This window comes from Synechococcus sp. A15-44 (assembly GCF_014280115.1).
Taxonomy (GTDB): Bacteria; Cyanobacteriota; Cyanobacteriia; order PCC-6307; family Cyanobiaceae; genus Parasynechococcus.
The window spans coordinates 2,604,468-2,621,965 of record NZ_CP047938.1; the positions used below are offsets into that span (position 1 = coordinate 2,604,468).

Annotated in this window: 14 protein-coding genes; 8 read left to right on the forward strand and 6 right to left on the reverse strand. The window is 60.7% G+C overall.

Features of this window, described 5'->3' with window-relative positions:
- Positions 1-71: 71 nt before the first annotated feature.
- The 3 genes from mraY to SynA1544_RS14500 all read left to right on the forward strand — a co-directional run bounded on the left by mraY (position 72) and on the right by SynA1544_RS14500 (position 1,829).
- Entirely contained in the window at positions 72-1,106 is a 1,035-nt protein-coding gene (gene mraY / locus SynA1544_RS14490) for a phospho-N-acetylmuramoyl-pentapeptide-transferase (protein ID WP_255477811.1), read from the forward strand.
- Between the two features lie 307 nt (positions 1,107-1,413).
- A complete protein-coding gene (locus tag SynA1544_RS14495) occupies positions 1,414-1,662 on the forward strand; it encodes a hypothetical protein (protein WP_115094718.1) in 249 nt (82 codons plus the stop codon).
- Positions 1,662-1,829 (forward strand): hypothetical protein, encoded by a 168-nt coding sequence (locus SynA1544_RS14500; protein ID WP_186514353.1) that lies wholly within the window; start codon positions 1,662-1,664, stop codon positions 1,827-1,829. The genes SynA1544_RS14495 and SynA1544_RS14500 overlap by 1 nt, the downstream gene beginning before the upstream one ends.
- A 4-nt stretch (positions 1,830-1,833) precedes the next feature.
- Here the strand turns inward: SynA1544_RS14500 and SynA1544_RS14505 are convergent, their stop codons facing one another.
- On the reverse strand, positions 1,834-2,256 hold the full coding sequence (locus SynA1544_RS14505; protein WP_186514354.1) for a M23 family metallopeptidase: 423 nt from the start codon (positions 2,254-2,256) through the stop codon (positions 1,834-1,836).
- Between the two features lie 171 nt (positions 2,257-2,427).
- On the opposite strand from SynA1544_RS14505, the gene SynA1544_RS14510 reads away from it, so the two are divergent.
- Positions 2,428-3,027, forward strand: coding sequence for an alpha/beta hydrolase (locus tag SynA1544_RS14510; RefSeq protein ID WP_186514355.1), 600 nt, complete (start codon positions 2,428-2,430; stop codon positions 3,025-3,027).
- 101 nt (positions 3,028-3,128) lie between these two features.
- Here SynA1544_RS14510 and SynA1544_RS14515 read toward each other — a convergent pair whose 3' ends face one another.
- Positions 3,129-3,701 carry a L,D-transpeptidase gene (locus tag SynA1544_RS14515; RefSeq protein WP_255477660.1) on the reverse strand — a complete coding sequence of 191 codons (573 nt, stop codon included), beginning with the start codon at positions 3,699-3,701 and terminating at the stop codon, positions 3,129-3,131.
- 137 nt (positions 3,702-3,838) lie between these two features.
- Between SynA1544_RS14515 and purT the strand changes: the two genes are divergently transcribed.
- Positions 3,839-5,017, forward strand: coding sequence for a formate-dependent phosphoribosylglycinamide formyltransferase (purT, locus tag SynA1544_RS14520; protein WP_186514357.1), 1,179 nt, complete (start codon positions 3,839-3,841; stop codon positions 5,015-5,017).
- Here the strand turns inward: purT and SynA1544_RS14525 are convergent.
- The 4 genes from SynA1544_RS14525 to recN all read right to left on the reverse strand — a co-directional run bounded on the left by SynA1544_RS14525 (position 5,003) and on the right by recN (position 13,532).
- Complete coding sequence (locus SynA1544_RS14525) at positions 5,003-7,126, reverse strand: HAD family hydrolase (RefSeq protein ID WP_186514358.1); 2,124 nt, start codon at positions 7,124-7,126, stop codon at positions 5,003-5,005. The two genes, purT and SynA1544_RS14525, sit on opposite strands and share 15 nt — an antisense overlap.
- Positions 7,127-7,332: 206 nt before the next feature.
- Entirely contained in the window at positions 7,333-8,829 is a 1,497-nt protein-coding gene (locus SynA1544_RS14530) for an alpha/beta fold hydrolase (protein WP_186514359.1), read from the reverse strand.
- Complete coding sequence (uvrA, locus tag SynA1544_RS14535; protein WP_186514360.1) at positions 8,829-11,804, reverse strand: excinuclease ABC subunit UvrA; 2,976 nt, start codon at positions 11,802-11,804, stop codon at positions 8,829-8,831. The genes SynA1544_RS14530 and uvrA overlap by 1 nt, the downstream gene beginning before the upstream one ends.
- 45 nt (positions 11,805-11,849) lie before the next feature.
- Positions 11,850-13,532 (reverse strand): DNA repair protein RecN, encoded by a 1,683-nt coding sequence (gene recN, locus SynA1544_RS14540; protein WP_186514361.1) that lies wholly within the window; start codon positions 13,530-13,532, stop codon positions 11,850-11,852.
- Positions 13,533-13,609: 77 nt separating this feature from the next.
- Between recN and SynA1544_RS14545 the strand changes: the two genes are divergently transcribed.
- The 3 genes from SynA1544_RS14545 to thrC all read left to right on the forward strand — a co-directional run bounded on the left by SynA1544_RS14545 (position 13,610) and on the right by thrC (position 17,235).
- Entirely contained in the window at positions 13,610-15,469 is a 1,860-nt protein-coding gene (locus tag SynA1544_RS14545) for an AarF/ABC1/UbiB kinase family protein (protein WP_186514362.1), read from the forward strand.
- Between the two features lie 24 nt (positions 15,470-15,493).
- Positions 15,494-16,075 (forward strand): alpha/beta hydrolase, encoded by a 582-nt coding sequence (locus SynA1544_RS14550; protein ID WP_186514363.1) that lies wholly within the window; start codon positions 15,494-15,496, stop codon positions 16,073-16,075.
- Positions 16,076-16,176: 101 nt separating this feature from the next.
- Entirely contained in the window at positions 16,177-17,235 is a 1,059-nt protein-coding gene (gene thrC, locus SynA1544_RS14555) for a threonine synthase (RefSeq protein ID WP_115131646.1), read from the forward strand.
- The last annotated feature ends 263 nt before the right edge of the window (positions 17,236-17,498 follow it).

Sequence of the window (17,498 nt, forward strand, 5' to 3'; positions counted from 1 at the left end):
CAGCTTTGCAATCCACGGATTCGAACCGCCGCCCTTGGTGGGAGAACGGCTCATCGAGTGCCAGCTTGCTGATGCTGGTGGTCTTGATGACCAGCTTTGCAGCCGACAAGTGGATCACCAATGCGCAACTGAGCCTGCCGCTCTTGATTTCAGCGGTCTGCGCAACAGCGACTGCAGCCTTGGGAATTCCCCTTCTGCGGCGCTTGAAGATGGGGCAGTTCATCCGTGAGGAAGGCCCCAAAGCCCATCAGAGCAAGGCGGGAACGCCAACGATGGGGGGCCTTCTAGTGGTTCCCGTCGGGGTCATTCTCGGGAGCCTGATCACACGGGACGCCGTGGCGTCACAACAACTGCTCAGCCTGGCAGCCCTGACCCTGACGTTCATGCTGATCGGCGGCATCGATGACTGGAGCAGCCTCACCAAACACACCAATGCTGGCCTGACGGCGCGAGGGAAATTGCTGCTGCAAGCCATGGCAGCCGCAGCCTTTCTTGCCATCGCTGCCTGGCAGGGCTGGATCAGCAGCAGCATTGCCCTGCCCTTTGGCCTTGAACTGCCCTTAGGGCTTCTGATCTGGCCGCTGGGGCTGTTTGTCGTTCTGGCGGAGAGCAACGCCACCAACCTCACCGATGGCCTGGATGGCTTGGCCAGCGGCTGCGGAGCACTGGTGTTTACCGGTCTGGCACTTCAACTGATGCTCCGAGGAGACAACGGAGATCCCGCCTTGGCTGGCTTCTGCATGACCATGGCTGGGGCATGGCTTGGGTTTCTGGTGCACAACCGAAACCCGGCTCGGGCCTTTATGGGCGACACGGGATCCCTGGCCATGGGAGCCGCCCTCAGCGGTGTGGCTCTGTTGTCCAACAGCCTCTGGCCCCTGCTGGTGATGGGAGGCGTCTTCGTCGCCGAATCCCTCTCCGTGATCATCCAGGTTTGGGTGTTCAAGTCCACGAAAGGCCCAGATGGTCAGGGGCGACGCGTGTTCCGCATGGCGCCGCTGCATCACCACTTTGAGCTGGGCGGCACCGACGAACGAAGCGTGGTGCCCGCGTTCTGGCTGGTCACAGCAGGGCTTGTGCTTCTCGGACTGGTGCTGCGTCCCTGAGAGTCGATCTTTTGATCCAATCCTGAGAAGCATCATTGAAGTGAGCTGAAGGATGCAGTTGCTTCAGATCGACAATGAAATCGCACTTGTCTTCGTACCGCGCAAAGTCAATTCTTCTGAGAAAGATTGACCCTGACGCAGAAAAACGACCGACATTTTCAAGATCTTGGAGTGACCACAACACAGCGTTCTGAATGAAGGGAGGCCTGAACGACATAGCCGGTACTCAGGGGATTGTTGATATCCAGAACGAACGCTTCGCGCCGCTCACACCCCTTAAAGTCATGTTTTGAGACGGCAAGGCGTGATGACCTACTTCACCTGGCGTGAATCCGGTCTCACCGCTGACTGCTCAAGTCTCGAAGCGATGGCTGCCCGCTTTGAGGAGTCGGCCAGTTTGATGCGGCGCATGTCGAGCGAAGGGTTCCAACTGGAACGCCATGGAACGGAGCAGCGCATCACGCATCCCGATCCCACCGTGTTTGAAGCCTGGGGTTTCGTCAGCGAGGAATCACCGGTCCGCCAACTCACGCTGATCCCCGATCTTCAGAACTGATGGACAACCTGCTTGCCAAAACCGCTGAGCTGCTCGCCAACGCCGCTGCCGATCCAGATCGGGTTCTGCGGTGGGTTCTGATCTATTTCGGTGTGTCGTCGCTCGGATTTATGGGTGTATGGCTGATCGGAGAAGTGCGCCGTCAGAGCAGTAACGATTCGAACTGAGCCCTTAGCGGCTCGCTTCCACCGAGCGCTGACGCCATTGAGGCGATTGCTCCATCGATTTCAGCTGCTCTGCGCTGGGGCTCTCAAGCAGATCAAGGAGATGCAGGGGTTCAGCTTCGAAGTGGAGATGAGGACCGGTCGACCACCGGCCCGTGTTGCCGCAAAGACCAATGATCTGGCCGCGGTCATAGGAGCCTGCTGGGGCACCAGCATTGAGATGGCTGTAACGCGTCTTGACGCCTGCCCCAGCCAGATGAAACGTCCATCCGTGGGTCGCTGTCCAGCGACTCCGACCGACCCCGTCATGAGCGGCACGCACAGGGCGACCAACACGGCAGGAGATGTCCAAGGCTGGATGGTCCTGTTCGACGCCTTGGGTCACCACACCCGACATCGGCACAAGCAACGCGGCAAACAGACCGAGCAAACAATCAAAACGAGAATTGGAAGAGAATCTTAAGACACAGTCCCTTCCGCCAGAGAAAAGACAGCATTCTCGTTTTTCCTTAACGCTCTCTTAAAAGGAAAAAAACCCTGTGGTTCCAGGCAACTTCCCGGGCGGTCTGGCGACGGTTCAAAGGCAAATCAACTGCAGCTCATGCGCAGAGCACTTCTGTTCACCGGTGCCGGCCTGATGGTCGCCGCTGCTGGACTCCCCAGCTTCGCCGCCCCCAAACAAACCGCCCGCACCGTCACCAACGGTTTCGTTCGCTCCAACGTGCTGTTGCCCCTCGGTGGCAAAAAGGCCGTCTCCAATCCCGTGCCTGAGGATCTGAGCGACCTGTCCGGTTGGACCCGCGAAGAACTCGAGGTGGGTCTGGAGAAGCAATACGACGTTGACGTTGCTGACGTCACTCGCTTCCTTTACTCCACCGAAGGCGAGGCTTTCCTCAAGGAAAGCATCAACGGCAACTATCACCCGTACTACAGCCAGCAGAACGATCTGCAGGCCGTTCGCAGCGCCATCATTCTTGATGCTGAAGATGGCAAGCTCTCCAGCTACGGAATGATGGCCAAGCTGCCGACCGATCAGCGCCTGCAAGGTGCCATGAAGGTCTGCAATGCCGAAGCACAAGGTGATTTCCACAAGGACACCTCCCTGCTCAGCTGGTACATGAACACCCCGGCCTGCATCCAGGCCTACACCGCCAAGGCCGAAGAGCCCGCTCCTGCTGCTCCCGTTCAGGGACTCTGGTGATCTAACAGCCGAACGACAAAACACGTCCACCAAGCCCTGGGTCCACCCAGGGCTTTTTTCATGCCTCGTTTTTTGTGCCTCGGTCTGTCACGGCACAACCATCAAGGCAGGACCACCACCGGAGTCCCCACATCCACAAGGTCAAACACCCTGCGGATGTGTTCTTCATAAAGGCGAACGCATCCATGGGATACGGCCCGTCCGACGGTCCAACGGTGGGGCGTGCCGTGCAAGCCGACGTGGGAGCAGCCGCGGACCTGCACCACCTTCTCGCCATCCCAACCACCGGGATTGGAGCAGTCCTGATAGAAGGCAATCCAGCGCGATCCCAGGGGGTTTCGGCCTCCGGGGGGAACCAGAGCACCGGTGCCGGGATGCCGCCAGACGGGGTCCACCGCTTTGAACAGCACCCGATGCTCGCCGAGAGGCGTTTCCCAGCCTTGGGTGCCGACAGCAGCAGGCACCCGCAAACGAAGCTGCCCCTGCTCCAGCAGGATCAGCTGACGGCTGGAACGATGCAGCACCAGCTGCTTGGTGGAACGGGAACGAACAGCAGCAGGCAGCAAGGCCAGTGCCTCCGCATCACTGAGCCAGGGGGCAACCGGTGGAATGGGATCCGCAGGCCTGGACTGAACCGGCCCGAGCTGGAGAGAGGCTCCAGCGAGAACCGCCAACAACGTCGCCCGAAGCACTGGACTCAATCAAGAACGCATCCTTGACCTAGCGGGACATCGGGAGCTGCACCCCAGGCTGCGGAAAGTCTCAGGACTTGCGTTGATTGATGATGCAGGCAGGCCGTTCAAGGATCACCATGCCGTCGTTTCCACGCACCGTGATGCTGCTGGGCAGCGGGGAGCTGGGCAAGGAGGTGGCCATTGCTGCCCAACGGCTGGGCTGCCGGGTGATCGCCTGTGATCGCTATGCCGGTGCTCCGGCCATGCAGGTGGCTGACGTGGCCGAAGTGCTGCCGATGACCGATGCCGATGCCTTGCTGGAGGTGGTCAGGCGCCACCAACCCGATGTGGTGATCCCGGAGATCGAAGCACTCGCCGTTCATGCCCTGGCGGAACTCGAACAGGAAGGGATCACCATGATTCCCACGGCCCGCGCGACGGCCGTCACGATGAACCGAGACCGCATCCGCGACCTGGCGGCCGGCGAACTCGGTCTCCGCACCGCCCGATTCGCCTATGCCTCCAATGCTGAAGAACTCACAGCAGTGGCGGAACCACTGGGCTGGCCCGTCGTGGTGAAACCGGTGATGAGTTCCTCCGGCAAAGGCCAGAGCGTGGTGACCTGTGCAGACGATCTGCCCAAGGCCTGGGAGGCTGCCATGGCCGGTGCGCGGGGCACCTCAACCCAGGTGATCGTGGAGGAATTTCTTCATTTCGATCTGGAGATCACCCTGCTCACCATCCGTCAGCGCAATGGCGAAACACTGTTCTGTGCACCGATCGGCCACGAACAGGAAGGAGGGGACTATCAATGCAGCTGGCAGCCAGCTCAACTCAGCGACCAACAACTGCGTCAGGCCCAGGCCATGGCCAAAACCGTCACCGACAACCTGGGCGGTGCCGGTCTCTTCGGGGTGGAATTTTTCCTCTGTGGCGATGAGGTAATTTTTTCTGAACTGTCGCCCCGGCCGCACGACACTGGCCTAGTGACCCTGATCAGCCAGAACCTGAGCGAGTTCGAACTGCACCTGCGCGCTGTTCTCGGTCTGCCGATCCCGACCATCACGGCAGCTGATGCGGCGGCCAGCCGAGTGATCCTGGCCCAAACGAACATGGACTCCGTAGCTTTTGAAGGAGTCGAACAAGCGCTCACGGAAGCTGACACCCAAGTGCTGCTTTTCGGCAAGCCCACAGCCCGCCCCGGTCGACGCATGGGTGTGGCCCTAGCAAGGGGAGGAGATCGGAAGGAAGCACAAGCAAAGGCCGACAGGGCAGCCGCCTGTGTGACCGTGATTCCAGGATCAACGGCTGCCTGAAAACCGGTAGTGGGTTAAGCCATCCAGCACGGCTCCAACACTGGGGCGTTTCGAGACGTATACCCGCTGCTGGATCCGTTGGCCCAACAGGTAGGGATCGTGATCCGCAGGAACCACGGTGGCGGGTAAACCATCCAGCAACTCTCCGTCCCCTTGCTGACTGGCCACCACCAGAACCTGATCCAGGGGGAGCCCCCAGGACTGGACCAGGAAACGGATGGCCTCGCTGCGGGATGCACGCTGCGGCAGAACATCCAGGAACCAGTGGCAACGGAGCTGGGGTTCCGCCTGCAGGCCATGGCGGCGCAAGCGCTGACGAGCCAACCCGATTAAACCGCAGTTGGAGGCCCGCAACAGGTAGCTGACCTTGTAACGACTCTGATGATCAGCATCCTGAAGCTGGATGTGTTCCTGCAGTTGACCCATGGCTGCAAGAACAGCATCACGATCCCAGGCCTGGCTGATCCGCTTGGCCCAGACGGGATCCTCGGCGCGATCTGCCGCGTGGTGAATCTCGGTTCCAGCCCTGCAGATCCAGGCCTTGGGATCGGGAAGATGCAACTCCCGGTAGCGCTGACGCGCCTGAGCCAGGGAGCGCCCCGTGAGGATCACCAACCCTGTCGAAGCAGCCAAGGGTTCGGCTTGGAGCCGGTCGCGCAGATGCGCAAGGGAGCGTTCCTCCGGCAGCTCCAAGCTGCTGTCGAGATCCAACGCCAACAGCCTGGAGACGGGGCTGGGCCGCCGCACCACCAACATTCCACGCACAGGTGACACGCGAACTTTCTGCTGCATCAGGGCGAGGTACTGACACACATGGGCATCCCAGCTGAAGTGCCGACTGATGGCCTCAACTCCGTTGTCACTCCAACGGCGCCAACGGGACCGATCACTGCCAGCCAATTCCAGGGCTTCCTGAAGTGCTCCGGGATCGGTGACGTCCGCCAGAAGACCGTTCTCGCAACGGTTTTGAATATCCCGTGGCCCTCCATCGTCGGTGGCCACCATCGGCAAACCGCAGGCCGCGGCCTCAAGCAGGGTGAGTCCGAAGGGTTCGGTCAACGCCGGGTTCACAAACAACCCTCCCCGACATGCAGCCCAGCGGTACAGAGCGGGGATCTGGGCACGACGGTGTTGTTTGGGGTAGGCGACCTGGCCATAGAGGTCAAACCGATCCACTAGATCGAACACCTGCTGAAGCACATCACGCTGCTGCTTCTCAAGCTGACGCGGATCATCCCGACAGCCGAGCACAAGCACCAGGTTGTGACGCTGCCGCAGCACTGGAGACTGGCCATAGGCCTCCACAAGCGCAGGAATGTTCTTGCGCCGCACCGCTCGGGAAATCGCCAGGAGGGGAGGCCGATCCGGCTCCCTCAGGAAAGGCTGCAACAGGCTTTGCAGCGCAGATCCTTCCTTCAATGAGCTGTGGGGATGAAACCGGGTGGCATCGACCCCGGGGGGGACCACCACCGCCTGATCCGCCTGAAAGTGGCCGTAGCGGCAGTACTGCTGATCCGCCTCTTGACGGGTGCTGGTGATCACCAGATCCGCCTGGGCGAGAGCACGCTCTTCGGCGTCAATGCGCCGGCTGATGGCATAGGTCTGCTCAAGTTGAGAGCGATCCAAGCCACCAGCCAGGAGACGACGCTGTTTCTCCCGGCCGAGGGAATGACCCGTAAAAACAAGCGGAATCCCCAAGCGCTGACTGACGAGGGCACCCACCAGACCGGCATCGGCGTAATGGGCATGAATCCAATCCACCCTCTGGCCGGGCTGGCTCAGATGTTCCACCAGCTGATCGGCCAGCTCCTCGAGATGGGGCCAAAGCAACTCCTTGCGCAGATACCGCTTGGGACCGAAGGGAAAGCGCAGGATGCGGGCCCCTGGAGCAATGGCTTCAACCCGTTGGCTGTAATCGAGATCGACCCGACGGTCCTGAATCAGCCGGGTGACCACGTCAACCTGCTCAACCTCCGCCCTCTGCGCCAGGCTGCGCACGAGCTCCAGCACATACAACGTCTGGCCACCGGTATCAGCGTCCCGTCCCAGTTCGAGCTCATGGGAACGAAACAGACCGTGAAGGTGCAGATGCAACAACCGGATCCCCATTCGCTCCACTCACAAACAACAACGGGACGCAGATTCGGTGCCGTTGTTTTTTCTTTAGAGGCGGAAGAAGGGGTAAAAAATGAAAAAAACCTTAGAAGACCTGCAAATCAAACCGAGCAAGAAAGCTGAGTTATGTTGTCGTGCAATGGATCTGAGCCGTAGGGACAACAGTAAAAGGCTCGGCTTGTTGTAACAAGCCAGCAACATCAGAGGCGGGCGCTTACATCAACAAGGCTGCCCCGCTCATCACCCCAACCACCCGCAGAGAAGGTGAGGGCGGCATCCAGCTCAAGCTGCTCGTTGATCCAGCCAAGGATGACCGGCCCAACCTGTGCCGGAGTCGACTCACCTTGAAAACTACGAAGGCTGAAGTGGTCCGCACCCTGAACCATCACCAAGCGATGACCTAAGCGCACGGCCTTACTCTCACGCATTGGAGCGATCGCTTCCGGGCCCGAAGGCACCACCCAATCGCGGGTACCGCTGATCAGCAGCATCTTGGCCGGACGGCTCTCCAAGCGACTGCCGTCAAACAACAGACGCAAGGGCGGACTAACGGCCACAACAGCCTTGACCCTTGGATCAGCAACAGCGGCTTGGTTCACCCCCGACAGCCAACTGCACTGGAGCACCCAACTGATGTTTCGCTCCGAATCCTTGAGGTCACTGCAACGGGCTTTGAGCCTGGAATCAACAGGAACACCACCGGCCAACTGAAGCGTGGTGGTGGCTCCCCAGGAGTGACCCACCACCGCAACGGCATCGGTGTTCAACCTGGACCCAGGCAGAACACGCTCTGCACTGATGGCATCCAACAAAGCGGACACATCAAGGGGCCGAAGCCGCAACTCTTCAGGCCCAGGCGGCGGCACATCACCAGCGAGCATCGCCTTCTGCTGATTGAGGTCGCTGCCCGGGTGATCGGGAAGCAGCACGGTGTAGCCATGGGCAGCCAGCACCTCACCCCACCCTTCGAACGACTCCGGATCGTCCCAGAGCCCATGGGAGATCACCACCAAACGACGATTCCCAAGGGCTGCAGGCTGAAGCATGAGAACCCGCATGGGTTTTGGCCGATGGGGCACGGAAACCTGAACAACCTCACGGGACCAGCTGGGCCGCAGAGGCTCCCGCAGAGCGGGCGTCACAGATGCAGCCTCAAGGGAACGGGCCAGGGCAACCCCCTCCTCAAGATTGGTTTTAAGCCGGTTGGCCACCTCAGCGAGGCGGGATAGATCGATCGACGCTTGCTCTCCGGGCAACTCCCTCAAAAAGCCAAGAATGTTGGGTTGCCCCCGGCGTTCAGCACGAATCAGGGCTTCGGTCAGCATCCTCCCGCTGTCATCCAGCTCAACCCCCTCAAGAGACACAACCTGCGTCGCCGCATGGAGGGCCTGCTCAAGCAGGGGCTGACCGGTCGATCCCGCCAGCAATGCCTTGGTCTCCAGGGGCAGCGGCGTCAGGAACACCTGACGCAACAGCGGCAACAACTTGCCACCACTGGCCAGTTCCAGATCCTGCAGATCCGGACTGGCCTGAATCAATTGTTCAGCCGACTCACCGTCAGCGAAGTTGATCGTGATCTCCGTCTCCAGAAACGGCAGACGCAACACGAACCGCTCCAAAGCTGAAGCTGGGCCTCCACCAAGCGCCAGTGACATGCCAAACGCCAGAGCCGCCAGGTGGGTGCGAAGTCGGGCCATCAAGCCGCCAGGGAAACGGGGAGTTCTGGTGGATGCTGCTCCAAAACGCGAGCCAGGTAGCGGCCGGTGTGACTGGTGGGGTGCTGGGCGACCTCTTCTGGAGTGCCCGTGACCAGGATCTCGCCACCCTTGTCACCGCCCTCAGGGCCAAGATCAATAATCCAGTCGCTGCAACGGATCACGTCAAGGTTGTGCTCGATGCAGATGATCGAGTTGCCCTTGTCCACCAACCGCTGCATCACATCCATCAGTTTGTGCACGTCGTAGAAGCTGAGGCCGGTGGTGGGCTCATCAATCAGATAAAGAGTCTTGCCAGTGGCCCGCCGTGACAGCTCCGTCGCCAGCTTCACCCGCTGGGCCTCACCCCCCGAGAGGGTTGGCGCCGGCTGGCCGAGCTTGACGTAGCCAAGGCCCACATCCACCAAGGTGCGCAAGCGATCGGCCGCCTGAGGAATCGCATCAAACACCTCAGCGGCCTGCTCCACCGTCATCTGCAGCACATCCGCGATGGTGTGGCCCTTGTATTTCACCTGCAGGGTTTCGCGGTTGAACCGGGCGCCCTTGCAGACGTCGCACTGAACGTACACATCCGGCAGGAAGTTCATCTCAATCACGTTCACGCCCTGACCACGGCAGGCCTCACAGCGGCCACCCTTCACGTTGAAGCTGAACTGACCCACCTGGTAGCCGCGAGCCTTGGCCTCCACCGTGGCAGCGAACACCTGACGGATCGGATCAAAAGCACCGGTGTAGGTGGCTGGATTGGAGCGGGGCGTGCGTCCAATCGGGCTCTGGTCGATCACGATCACCTTGTCGATCGACTTCAACCCCCGCAGTTCCCCGAGACCCTGCGGAAAGGGCACCTTGAGACCCAGTCCGTTCTCCAGGGCGGGATGCAGGAGCTCATTCACCAGGGTGCTCTTACCACTGCCGCTCACCCCGGTGACGGACACCAACCGACCCAAGGGAAACTCAACCGAAACGTTCTTGAGGTTGTTGCGGTTGCAATCGATCAACTTGAGCGAGCGCGAACCGCTCTGGCGACGTTCAGCCGGCGTTGGAATCGAGCGACGGCCACTCAGGTAAGCGCCGGTGAGCGATTCACTGCTCGCCACCAGATCATCGAAACTTCCCTCCGCCACGATGTGGCCCCCATGGACGCCGGCACCAGGGCCGATGTCCACCACGTGATCGGCAGCACGGATGGTGTCTTCATCGTGTTCCACCACCACCAGGGTGTTTCCAAGATCCCTGAGCCGCACCAGGGTGTTTAGGAGACGGTCGTTATCCCGCTGATGCAGGCCGATGCTTGGCTCATCCAGCACATACAGCACCCCTGTGAGACCAGCACCGATCTGGGTTGCGAGACGGATGCGCTGGGCTTCACCGCCGGAGAGCGTCATCGCCGGTCGATCAAGGCTCAGGTAGTCCAGACCAACATCAAGCAGGAATTTCAAACGAAGGCGGATTTCCCTGAGCACCAGATCACCGATCTGGATCTGACGGGCATTCAGCAAGGGCTCTGAACCCTCATGGGCGCCCACACCCATCAGTTTTTCGATCCGTTCCAGGGTCTGACCGACGCTGACGGCCGTAAGTTCTGGAATCCGGTACGGCCCCACTTTCACCGCCAGGGCTTCGGGACGAAGCCGCTGACCGGCACAGCTGGCACAGGGCACCAACTCCAGATATTTCTCCAGCTTCTGGCGCTGGGACTCGCCGCTGGCATCACGGAGCTGCCGCTCGAGAATCGGAAGAATGCCTTCGAAAGGTCGGGTGTATCCGCCTTTGCCCTTGCGGTAACGGCTGTCGGCCTGGATCAGAATCGGTTCGCGGCTTCCATTGAGCAGCACATCCCGCTGCTCATCGCTGAGTTGATCCCAAGGGGTCTTGATCTCAAAGCCAAAGGCTTCCCCCACCGAGAACAGCAAGGAGAAGTAGTAGCTGTTGTCCTTCTCTGCCCAAGGCGCCACAGCCGCATACACCGGCTGACTGGGATCCGGAATCACCCGGTCACAGGTGAACTTGCGCAGATGGCCGATGCCATGGCAGTCCTCACAGGCGCCGTAAGGGCTGTTGAACGAAAACAGTCGCGGTGACAGCTCCTCCATCACAGCGCCGTGAACGGGGCAGGCGAAGTTTTCGGAGTAGAGACGCTCCCGCTCAATGCCGTCGGGAAGCTCCTCCCCTTTCTTGGGCACCACCTCCACCAATGCCAAACCATCGCCGCGTTTGAGGGCCGTGCGCAGCGAATCAGTCAGCCGTTCCTGGATCCCCTCGCGGGCCACAAGACGATCGACCACCACTTCGATGTTGTGGCTGTGGTTCTTATCGAGCTCGATGTTATCGGCCAGCTCGCGCACCTCGCCGTCGATGCGCACCCGGGCGAAACCTTCGGCCGCCAAACCGCTGATCAATTTGGTGTGGGTGCCCTTCTTGCCGCGCACCACTGGCGCCAGGAGCTGATAGCGGGTTCCTTCCGGCAGCAGACGGATCTGATCGACCATTTCGTCGATGCTCTGGGGCCGGATCGAACGTTCACATTGCGGGCAATGGGGCTCGCCGGCGCGGCCGAACAGCAGACGGAGATAGTCCTGAATCTCAGTGACCGTGCCCACCGTGGAGCGGGGGTTGTGACTGGTGGATTTCTGATCAATCGAAATCGCCGGAGACAGGCCCTCGATGGCATCAACATCGGGCTTGTCCACCTGCCCCAGAAACTGGCGGGCGTAGGCCGAAAGACTTTCGACGTAGCGGCGCTGTCCCTCGGCAAAGATCGTGTCAAAGGCAAGTGAACTCTTGCCGCTGCCACTCACTCCGGTGAAGACCACCAGTTTGTTGCGGGGAATGGTGACGTCGACGTTCTTGAGGTTGTGCTGGCGAGCGCCACGCACGCGGATCACATCTTCAAGACTTCCGCCCGAAAGGTTCACGGGGGCCTTCTGACCGGTGCTCTTGGCAGCAGCTGGCGCCATCAGGACCCGTTGGAAAGCTCAAGAGTTTAGGAAGAACTCAAGCCTTCAAGCTGTTCGCTGGTCCAGCAGGCTCGCTGCATAGGCATCGGCTTGATCGCCACCAGCGAGGTCTGCCAGCTCCTGGCGGCGTTCCTGGGTGTCCCGCAGTCGGGACACTCGCGAATGGGTGATGCCGTCTTCAACATGCTTGCTCACTCGGAAATGGTGATCAGCCACTGCCGCCACGAGCGGTTGGTGGGTGACGCAGAACACCTGGCGCTGACGGGCCAGGGTCTGAAGCAGATCGGCCATCGCTCCACTGACGCGTCCACTGACCCCGGCATCAATCTCATCAAAAAGAAGCGTGCTGGAGCCATCCACTGCGGCAAGGGTGGTCTTGAGCGCGAGCAGAAAACGGGACATCTCACCGCCGGAGGCCACCTCGGTTAGCGGTGCCATCGGTTGACCGGGATTGGCGGAGAACAGGAATTGAACAGCGTCCGCTCCATGCTCAGCCGGATCACAGGGGGTGAGATCCACCTTGAAGCGCACGTTGGCCAGGCCCATGGGTGGCAACAGCTTCAGCAACGAGGCCTCTAAGGCCTCCGCCGCCTTAAACCGCTCGCGACGCAGGGCCGCATTGGCCTGGTCACGCATCTGGCGACGGACGGTTTCGGCCTGTTGCAGGCGGGCGAGATCCGCCGCGAAGCCTTCCGATCCCAAACGATGAAGCAGCTCGTCGCGCCGCTGAATCAAACCGGCCAGATCAAGGCCGTAACAGCGCTGCAGCCGTTTTAAAACCAACAGACGGTCCTGAATCCGCTCCAGCTGGTCTGGATCGCTCTCCAGCGCCAGACCGTATTGATCGAGGGAGCGCAACAAACCGTCCACACCTGCTTCGAGATCCAGCGCCTGATCACGCAGGGGCTCAAGCGAACCATCCAGCTGCGCCATGGCCTGCAGCTCCTGGATGCACGCCGCGAAATGTTCCTGCAGGGAAGGCGCCTGATCCACACCGTCGCGGAGACGCCCAAACAGCAAGGCCAAACCCTCCAGCAGCCTCACGCCATGGACGAGGCGGTCTTGATCCTGTTCCAGCCGCTGCTGCTCGTCGGGGTCGTCGAGATCGGCAGCTTGCAGCTGCTCCAACTGCTCTTCCTGTTCAGCCTGCTCCTGTTCGGAGCGCTGCTGCTCCTGCTCAAGTGCCGTCAGGGCATCTGCGGCCTGGCGCCATTCGGTCCAGGCATCAGCCACCTGAACTTTGAGCTCAGCCAAAGCAGATCCACCGAGACAGTCAAGCCAGAGCCGTTGCTGCCCCGCCCGCGACAACAACTGGGTCTGTCCCTGAACCGTGAGATCAATCAACAGCGGCCTCAGCTCAAGCAACTGCTGACGGTTCACCGTGCTGCCATTCAGCCGGCAGCGACTGGAATAACGATCACCCTCCTGCCGTTTCCATTCGCGGCTGATCAGAAGCTCCTCTTCGGGGTCAAACTCCGCCGCGATCAACCACTGCTCCAGGGCTGGGTTGAGTTGAAACGCAGCCTCGATCCTGGCGCGATCCGAACCCGTCCGCAGCAGACGAACGCCCCTGGAGCCCTGCGCTCCACCCAACACCGCATCGAGGGCATCGAGAAGGATTGACTTGCCAGCCCCGGTCTCACCGGTGAGCACCGTGAAACCCGAGCTGAACTCCAGTTCAAGACTCTCAATCAGAGCGATGTTCTGCAGCAGCAGACCGGTGAGCACGTCCAGCCCTGTGATGATGCCGACCGTAGCGGCAGCTCGGTTCGTTTAGAAGGGGTGTCGGACATCCCGATGAATTGATGGCGCAGGAGCTCGGGGATTTCATCGAAGCCGCTGGGTTGCTCGAGTACGACCCCGCCGCCATCACACGTATTTATGCCGGCCATCCCCAGCGGCTGATCCGCCGGCTCTGGCAAACCCTCGTACCCATCGGCCTGTTGCTGCTGGGCGTCGCCTTCGACTGGATCTTCCAGTTGCTGAAGGATGAGGAACGGGCCCGGGCTCGAGCTCGCGAATGCGCTGAACTTCTCGTGGATCTTGGCCCCGCCTTCATCAAGGCCGGCCAGGCGCTCTCCACACGACCAGACATCGTCCCGCCGCTGCTGCTGGAAGAACTGGCCCAGCTCCAGGACCAACTGCCCGGCTTCGACAGCGGCCTGGCCATGGCCTGCATCGAGGAGGACCTCGGCGCACCGGTGGATGACATTTTCGAGCAGCTGGACCGGGAACCGATCTCAGCCGCCTCCTTGGGTCAGGTGCACAAGGGAACCCTCAAAGGTGGCGCAAGGGTGGCGGTGAAGGTGCAGCGCCCGGGGCTGCGCGAACAGATCACCCTGGATCTGTACATCGTGCGCAACATCGCCGCCTGGTTGAACAGCAACATCGGATTGATCCGCAGCGACCTCGTCGGCCTGATCGATGAACTGGGTCGACGGGTGTTCGAAGAGATGGATTACCTCAACGAGGCCTCGAACGCTGAGACTTTCGCTGAGCTGCATCAACACAACCCTCGCATCGCTGTTCCGACGATTTATCGCAACGCCACCAGCCGCCGGGTGCTGACGATGGAGTGGATCGACGGCGTCAAGCTCACCAACCTGGATGCAGTTCGCGAGCTCGGTGTCGACCCGGACGACATGGTGGAAGTGGGCGTGAACTGCAGCCTTCAACAGTTGCTGGAGCATGGCTTCTTCCATGCCGATCCCCACCCCGGCAATCTCCTGGCTCTGGAGGACGGTCGCCTCTGTTATCTCGACTTCGGGATGATGAGCGAAGTGAGCCGCGAGTCACGCACCGGCTTGATTCAGGCAGTTGTCCATCTGGTGAACCGAAACTTCGGGAAGCTCTCCAAAGATTTCGTCACCCTGGGATTCCTAGCGGAAGACGTGAACCTGGAACCGATTGTTCCCGCCTTTGAGAAGGTCTTCAGCCAGGCCCTCGAGGCCGGCGTCAACCGCATGGATTTCAAAGCGGTCACCGACGACATGTCCGGTGTGATGTACAAATTCCCCTTCCGGGTGCCGCCTTACTACGCCCTGATCATTCGGTCGCTGGTCACCCTGGAGGGCATCGCCCTGAGTGTGGATCCGAACTTCAAGATCCTTGGTGCTGCCTACCCCTATTTCGCCAGGCGACTGATGGAGGATCCCGATCCCCAGCTGCGTCAAAGCCTCAAGGAGATGCTGTTCGACGGAGACGCCTTTCGTTGGACCCGTCTGGAAAATCTGGTCTCCAGCGCTGCAAGCCAGGCCCAGCTGGATCTGGAGGCCTTGCTCGATCAACTGCTCGACTTCCTGTTCTCACCCAAGGCAGGATTGCTTCGAGATCAACTGGTGACCGCCACCGTGGATCGGCTGGATGCTCTGGGTTGGTCAACGATGCAACGCCTGGGTCGACGCCTCCCCAAACGACTGCAACCATCCGCCCTTGGCCAGACACCACCCGGGCTCTCCGATCCACTGATGCAATTGGAGCCGGTGCGGGAGTTGATCCAAGTGTTGCAATCGTTGCCGGGATTCACACCCGACCTTCTCCTGCGTCGCATGCCGAGGGTGCTCAATGAACCAGACACCCGGCGCATGGGGTTCAAGGTGGCTCAGGGGCTGGCCGAACGGGGAGTTGTCCGCCTGGTGCGGGTCGCCGCTGGAGTTCCGGCCTAACTTCCGGCCAACACCTTCAGCGTGATGCTCGCCAAGCCCTTCACCCGTTCCTCCCTGCTGGGCATGGCAGCGGGAGTTGGAATCGCTTGGAGCAGTGCCATGCAACCCCTGCAGGCCGCGACGGACGTGGCACTGATGAGTGGTGCCTTTCGCCGCTCTATTCCCGTCAAGGAAATTGAACACCTGGCCGAAACCGGTGAAGCCATCGGCTTGCTGGGTGATCTGCTTGAACTGTCCAAGCAGGACCCTCAGGAGGTTTCGCAGATGCTCAATCAGAGCCTCGAGCTTCCCCTGGTGCTCACAAGCCGTCTGATCAACACACGGATCGGTGAGGCCATCCTGCGTCGTGTTGCACGCATCATTCATCCGATCTACACACCGGAACCTGAGGTGAGTGTTCCGGCGATCCGCGCCGGAGTGATCAGTGGATTGCAGAGCGAAGATGGCCTCACGGCAGTGAGCTTTTTGAAGAGCTACCCCAATGCCGTCATGGCGGTGAATCTTCCGGCTCTGTTTGGAGTGATCGAAAAAGCAGAATCCATCGCCGGTCTGGTGCAGTTTTTCTCCGACTCCCCCTTGGACGGATTGAAGGAAGCGCAACCCTGACCAAGCCCGGAGCAGACGCCGCCTAGATTCCGGCAATCCCCCCATCCCAGCCGGTGTCCCTGTTTCAGAACCTCCGTCGGCGTTTCACTGCCACCCCTGTGATGCAGGACTGGCCTGGACTGATTGAGGCTTATCGCAGCTGGCTTCCCGTCAGCGATGCGACGCCCGTGATCAGCCTGCGTGAAGGCGCCACCCCTCTGATCCCCGTGCCATCGGTTGCAGAACAGATCGGCAAGGGCGTGAAGGTGTTCGTGAAATACGACGGCCTGAACCCCACAGGGTCCTTCAAAGACCGGGGCATGACCATGGCCATCAGCAAAGCCAAAGAAGCCGGTTGTGAAGCGGTGATTTGTGCCAGCACGGGCAACACCAGTGCTGCGGCTGCGGCCTATGCCAGGCGGGGTGGGATGCGTGCCTTCGTCTTGATCCCGGATGGCTATGTCGCCCAGGGAAAACTGGCTCAGGCGTTGGTGTACGGCGCTGAGGTGTTGGCGATCCGCGGCAACTTCGACCGCGCCCTGGACATCGTTCGGGAAGCGGCAGAGAAGTATCCCGTCACCCTCGTGAACTCGGTGAATCCCTACCGGCTGCAGGGCCAGAAAACAGCGGCCTTCGAAATCGTGGATGCCCTCGGTGATGCACCCGACTGGCTGTGCATTCCCATGGGCAACGCCGGAAACATCACCGCCTATTGGATGGGTTTCCAGGAATATCAACAGGCCGGCAGGAGCCGCAGCCTGCCCCGAATGATGGGATTCCAGGCCAGCGGGTCCGCCCCTCTGGTGAACAACACCACGGTGACGGACCCCGAAACCATCGCCACCGCCATCCGCATTGGCAACCCGGTCAACCGAGCCAAAGCCCTGGCAGCACGCGAAGCCAGCAATGGCGCGTTCCTGGATGTGACCGACGCGGAGATCATCGCGGCCTACAAGCTTCTAGGCGGCCAGGAGGGAATCTTCTGTGAACCCGCCAGCGCTGCCTCTGTGGCAGGCCTGCTCAAGCGCAAAGATGAAGTGCCAGCCGGCGCCACGGTGGTCTGCGTTCTGACCGGCAACGGCCTCAAGGATCCCGACTGCGCCATCAGCAACAACGACGCCGCCTTCCACACCGACCTCAATCCTGATCTGGGCACCGTCGCCAGTGTGATGGGCTTCTGACACACCGCCTTGCATCAACGCACTTCTGCCCCCGTCAGGGGGCTTTTTTGTGGCCGTAAGACAAAACCAACCGACAAAGCGGCTGCGGAAGACGCCTTAAAACCATCCCAACACGCTGTGGAAAACAGGCGAGAACCATCCGCCCGTTTGTCGCGCGAGTTTTCCACTCGCTGTGAAGAGGTGGAAAGCGAAGCCTCACTCCCCATCCTGTGAAAAATTCTCCTCAGCCCTGGCTCATCGAGAACTGTGATGAGCGCTGGTTT

Bases quoted from the DNA above. Each gene is read 5' to 3' on its own strand.
- SynA1544_RS14525 (WP_186514358.1), bottom strand. From the start codon at position 7,126: ATGGGGATCCGGTTGTTGCATCTGCACCTTCACGGTCTGTTTCGTTCC.
- SynA1544_RS14495 (WP_115094718.1), top strand. From the start codon at position 1,414: ATGACCTACTTCACCTGGCGTGAATCCGGTCTCACCGCTGACTGCTCA.
- SynA1544_RS14510 (WP_186514355.1), top strand. From the start codon at position 2,428: ATGCGCAGAGCACTTCTGTTCACCGGTGCCGGCCTGATGGTCGCCGCT.
- SynA1544_RS14530 (WP_186514359.1), bottom strand. From the start codon at position 8,829: ATGGCCCGACTTCGCACCCACCTGGCGGCTCTGGCGTTTGGCATGTCA.
- SynA1544_RS14500 (WP_186514353.1), top strand. From the start codon at position 1,662: ATGGACAACCTGCTTGCCAAAACCGCTGAGCTGCTCGCCAACGCCGCT.
- thrC (WP_115131646.1), top strand. From the start codon at position 16,177: ATGCAGGACTGGCCTGGACTGATTGAGGCTTATCGCAGCTGGCTTCCC.
- mraY (WP_255477811.1), top strand. From the start codon at position 72: ATGCTGGTGGTCTTGATGACCAGCTTTGCAGCCGACAAGTGGATCACC.
- purT (WP_186514357.1), top strand. From the start codon at position 3,839: ATGCCGTCGTTTCCACGCACCGTGATGCTGCTGGGCAGCGGGGAGCTG.
- uvrA (WP_186514360.1), bottom strand. From the start codon at position 11,804: ATGGCGCCAGCTGCTGCCAAGAGCACCGGTCAGAAGGCCCCCGTGAAC.
- SynA1544_RS14545 (WP_186514362.1), top strand. From the start codon at position 13,610: ATGGCGCAGGAGCTCGGGGATTTCATCGAAGCCGCTGGGTTGCTCGAG.
- SynA1544_RS14550 (WP_186514363.1), top strand. From the start codon at position 15,494: ATGCTCGCCAAGCCCTTCACCCGTTCCTCCCTGCTGGGCATGGCAGCG.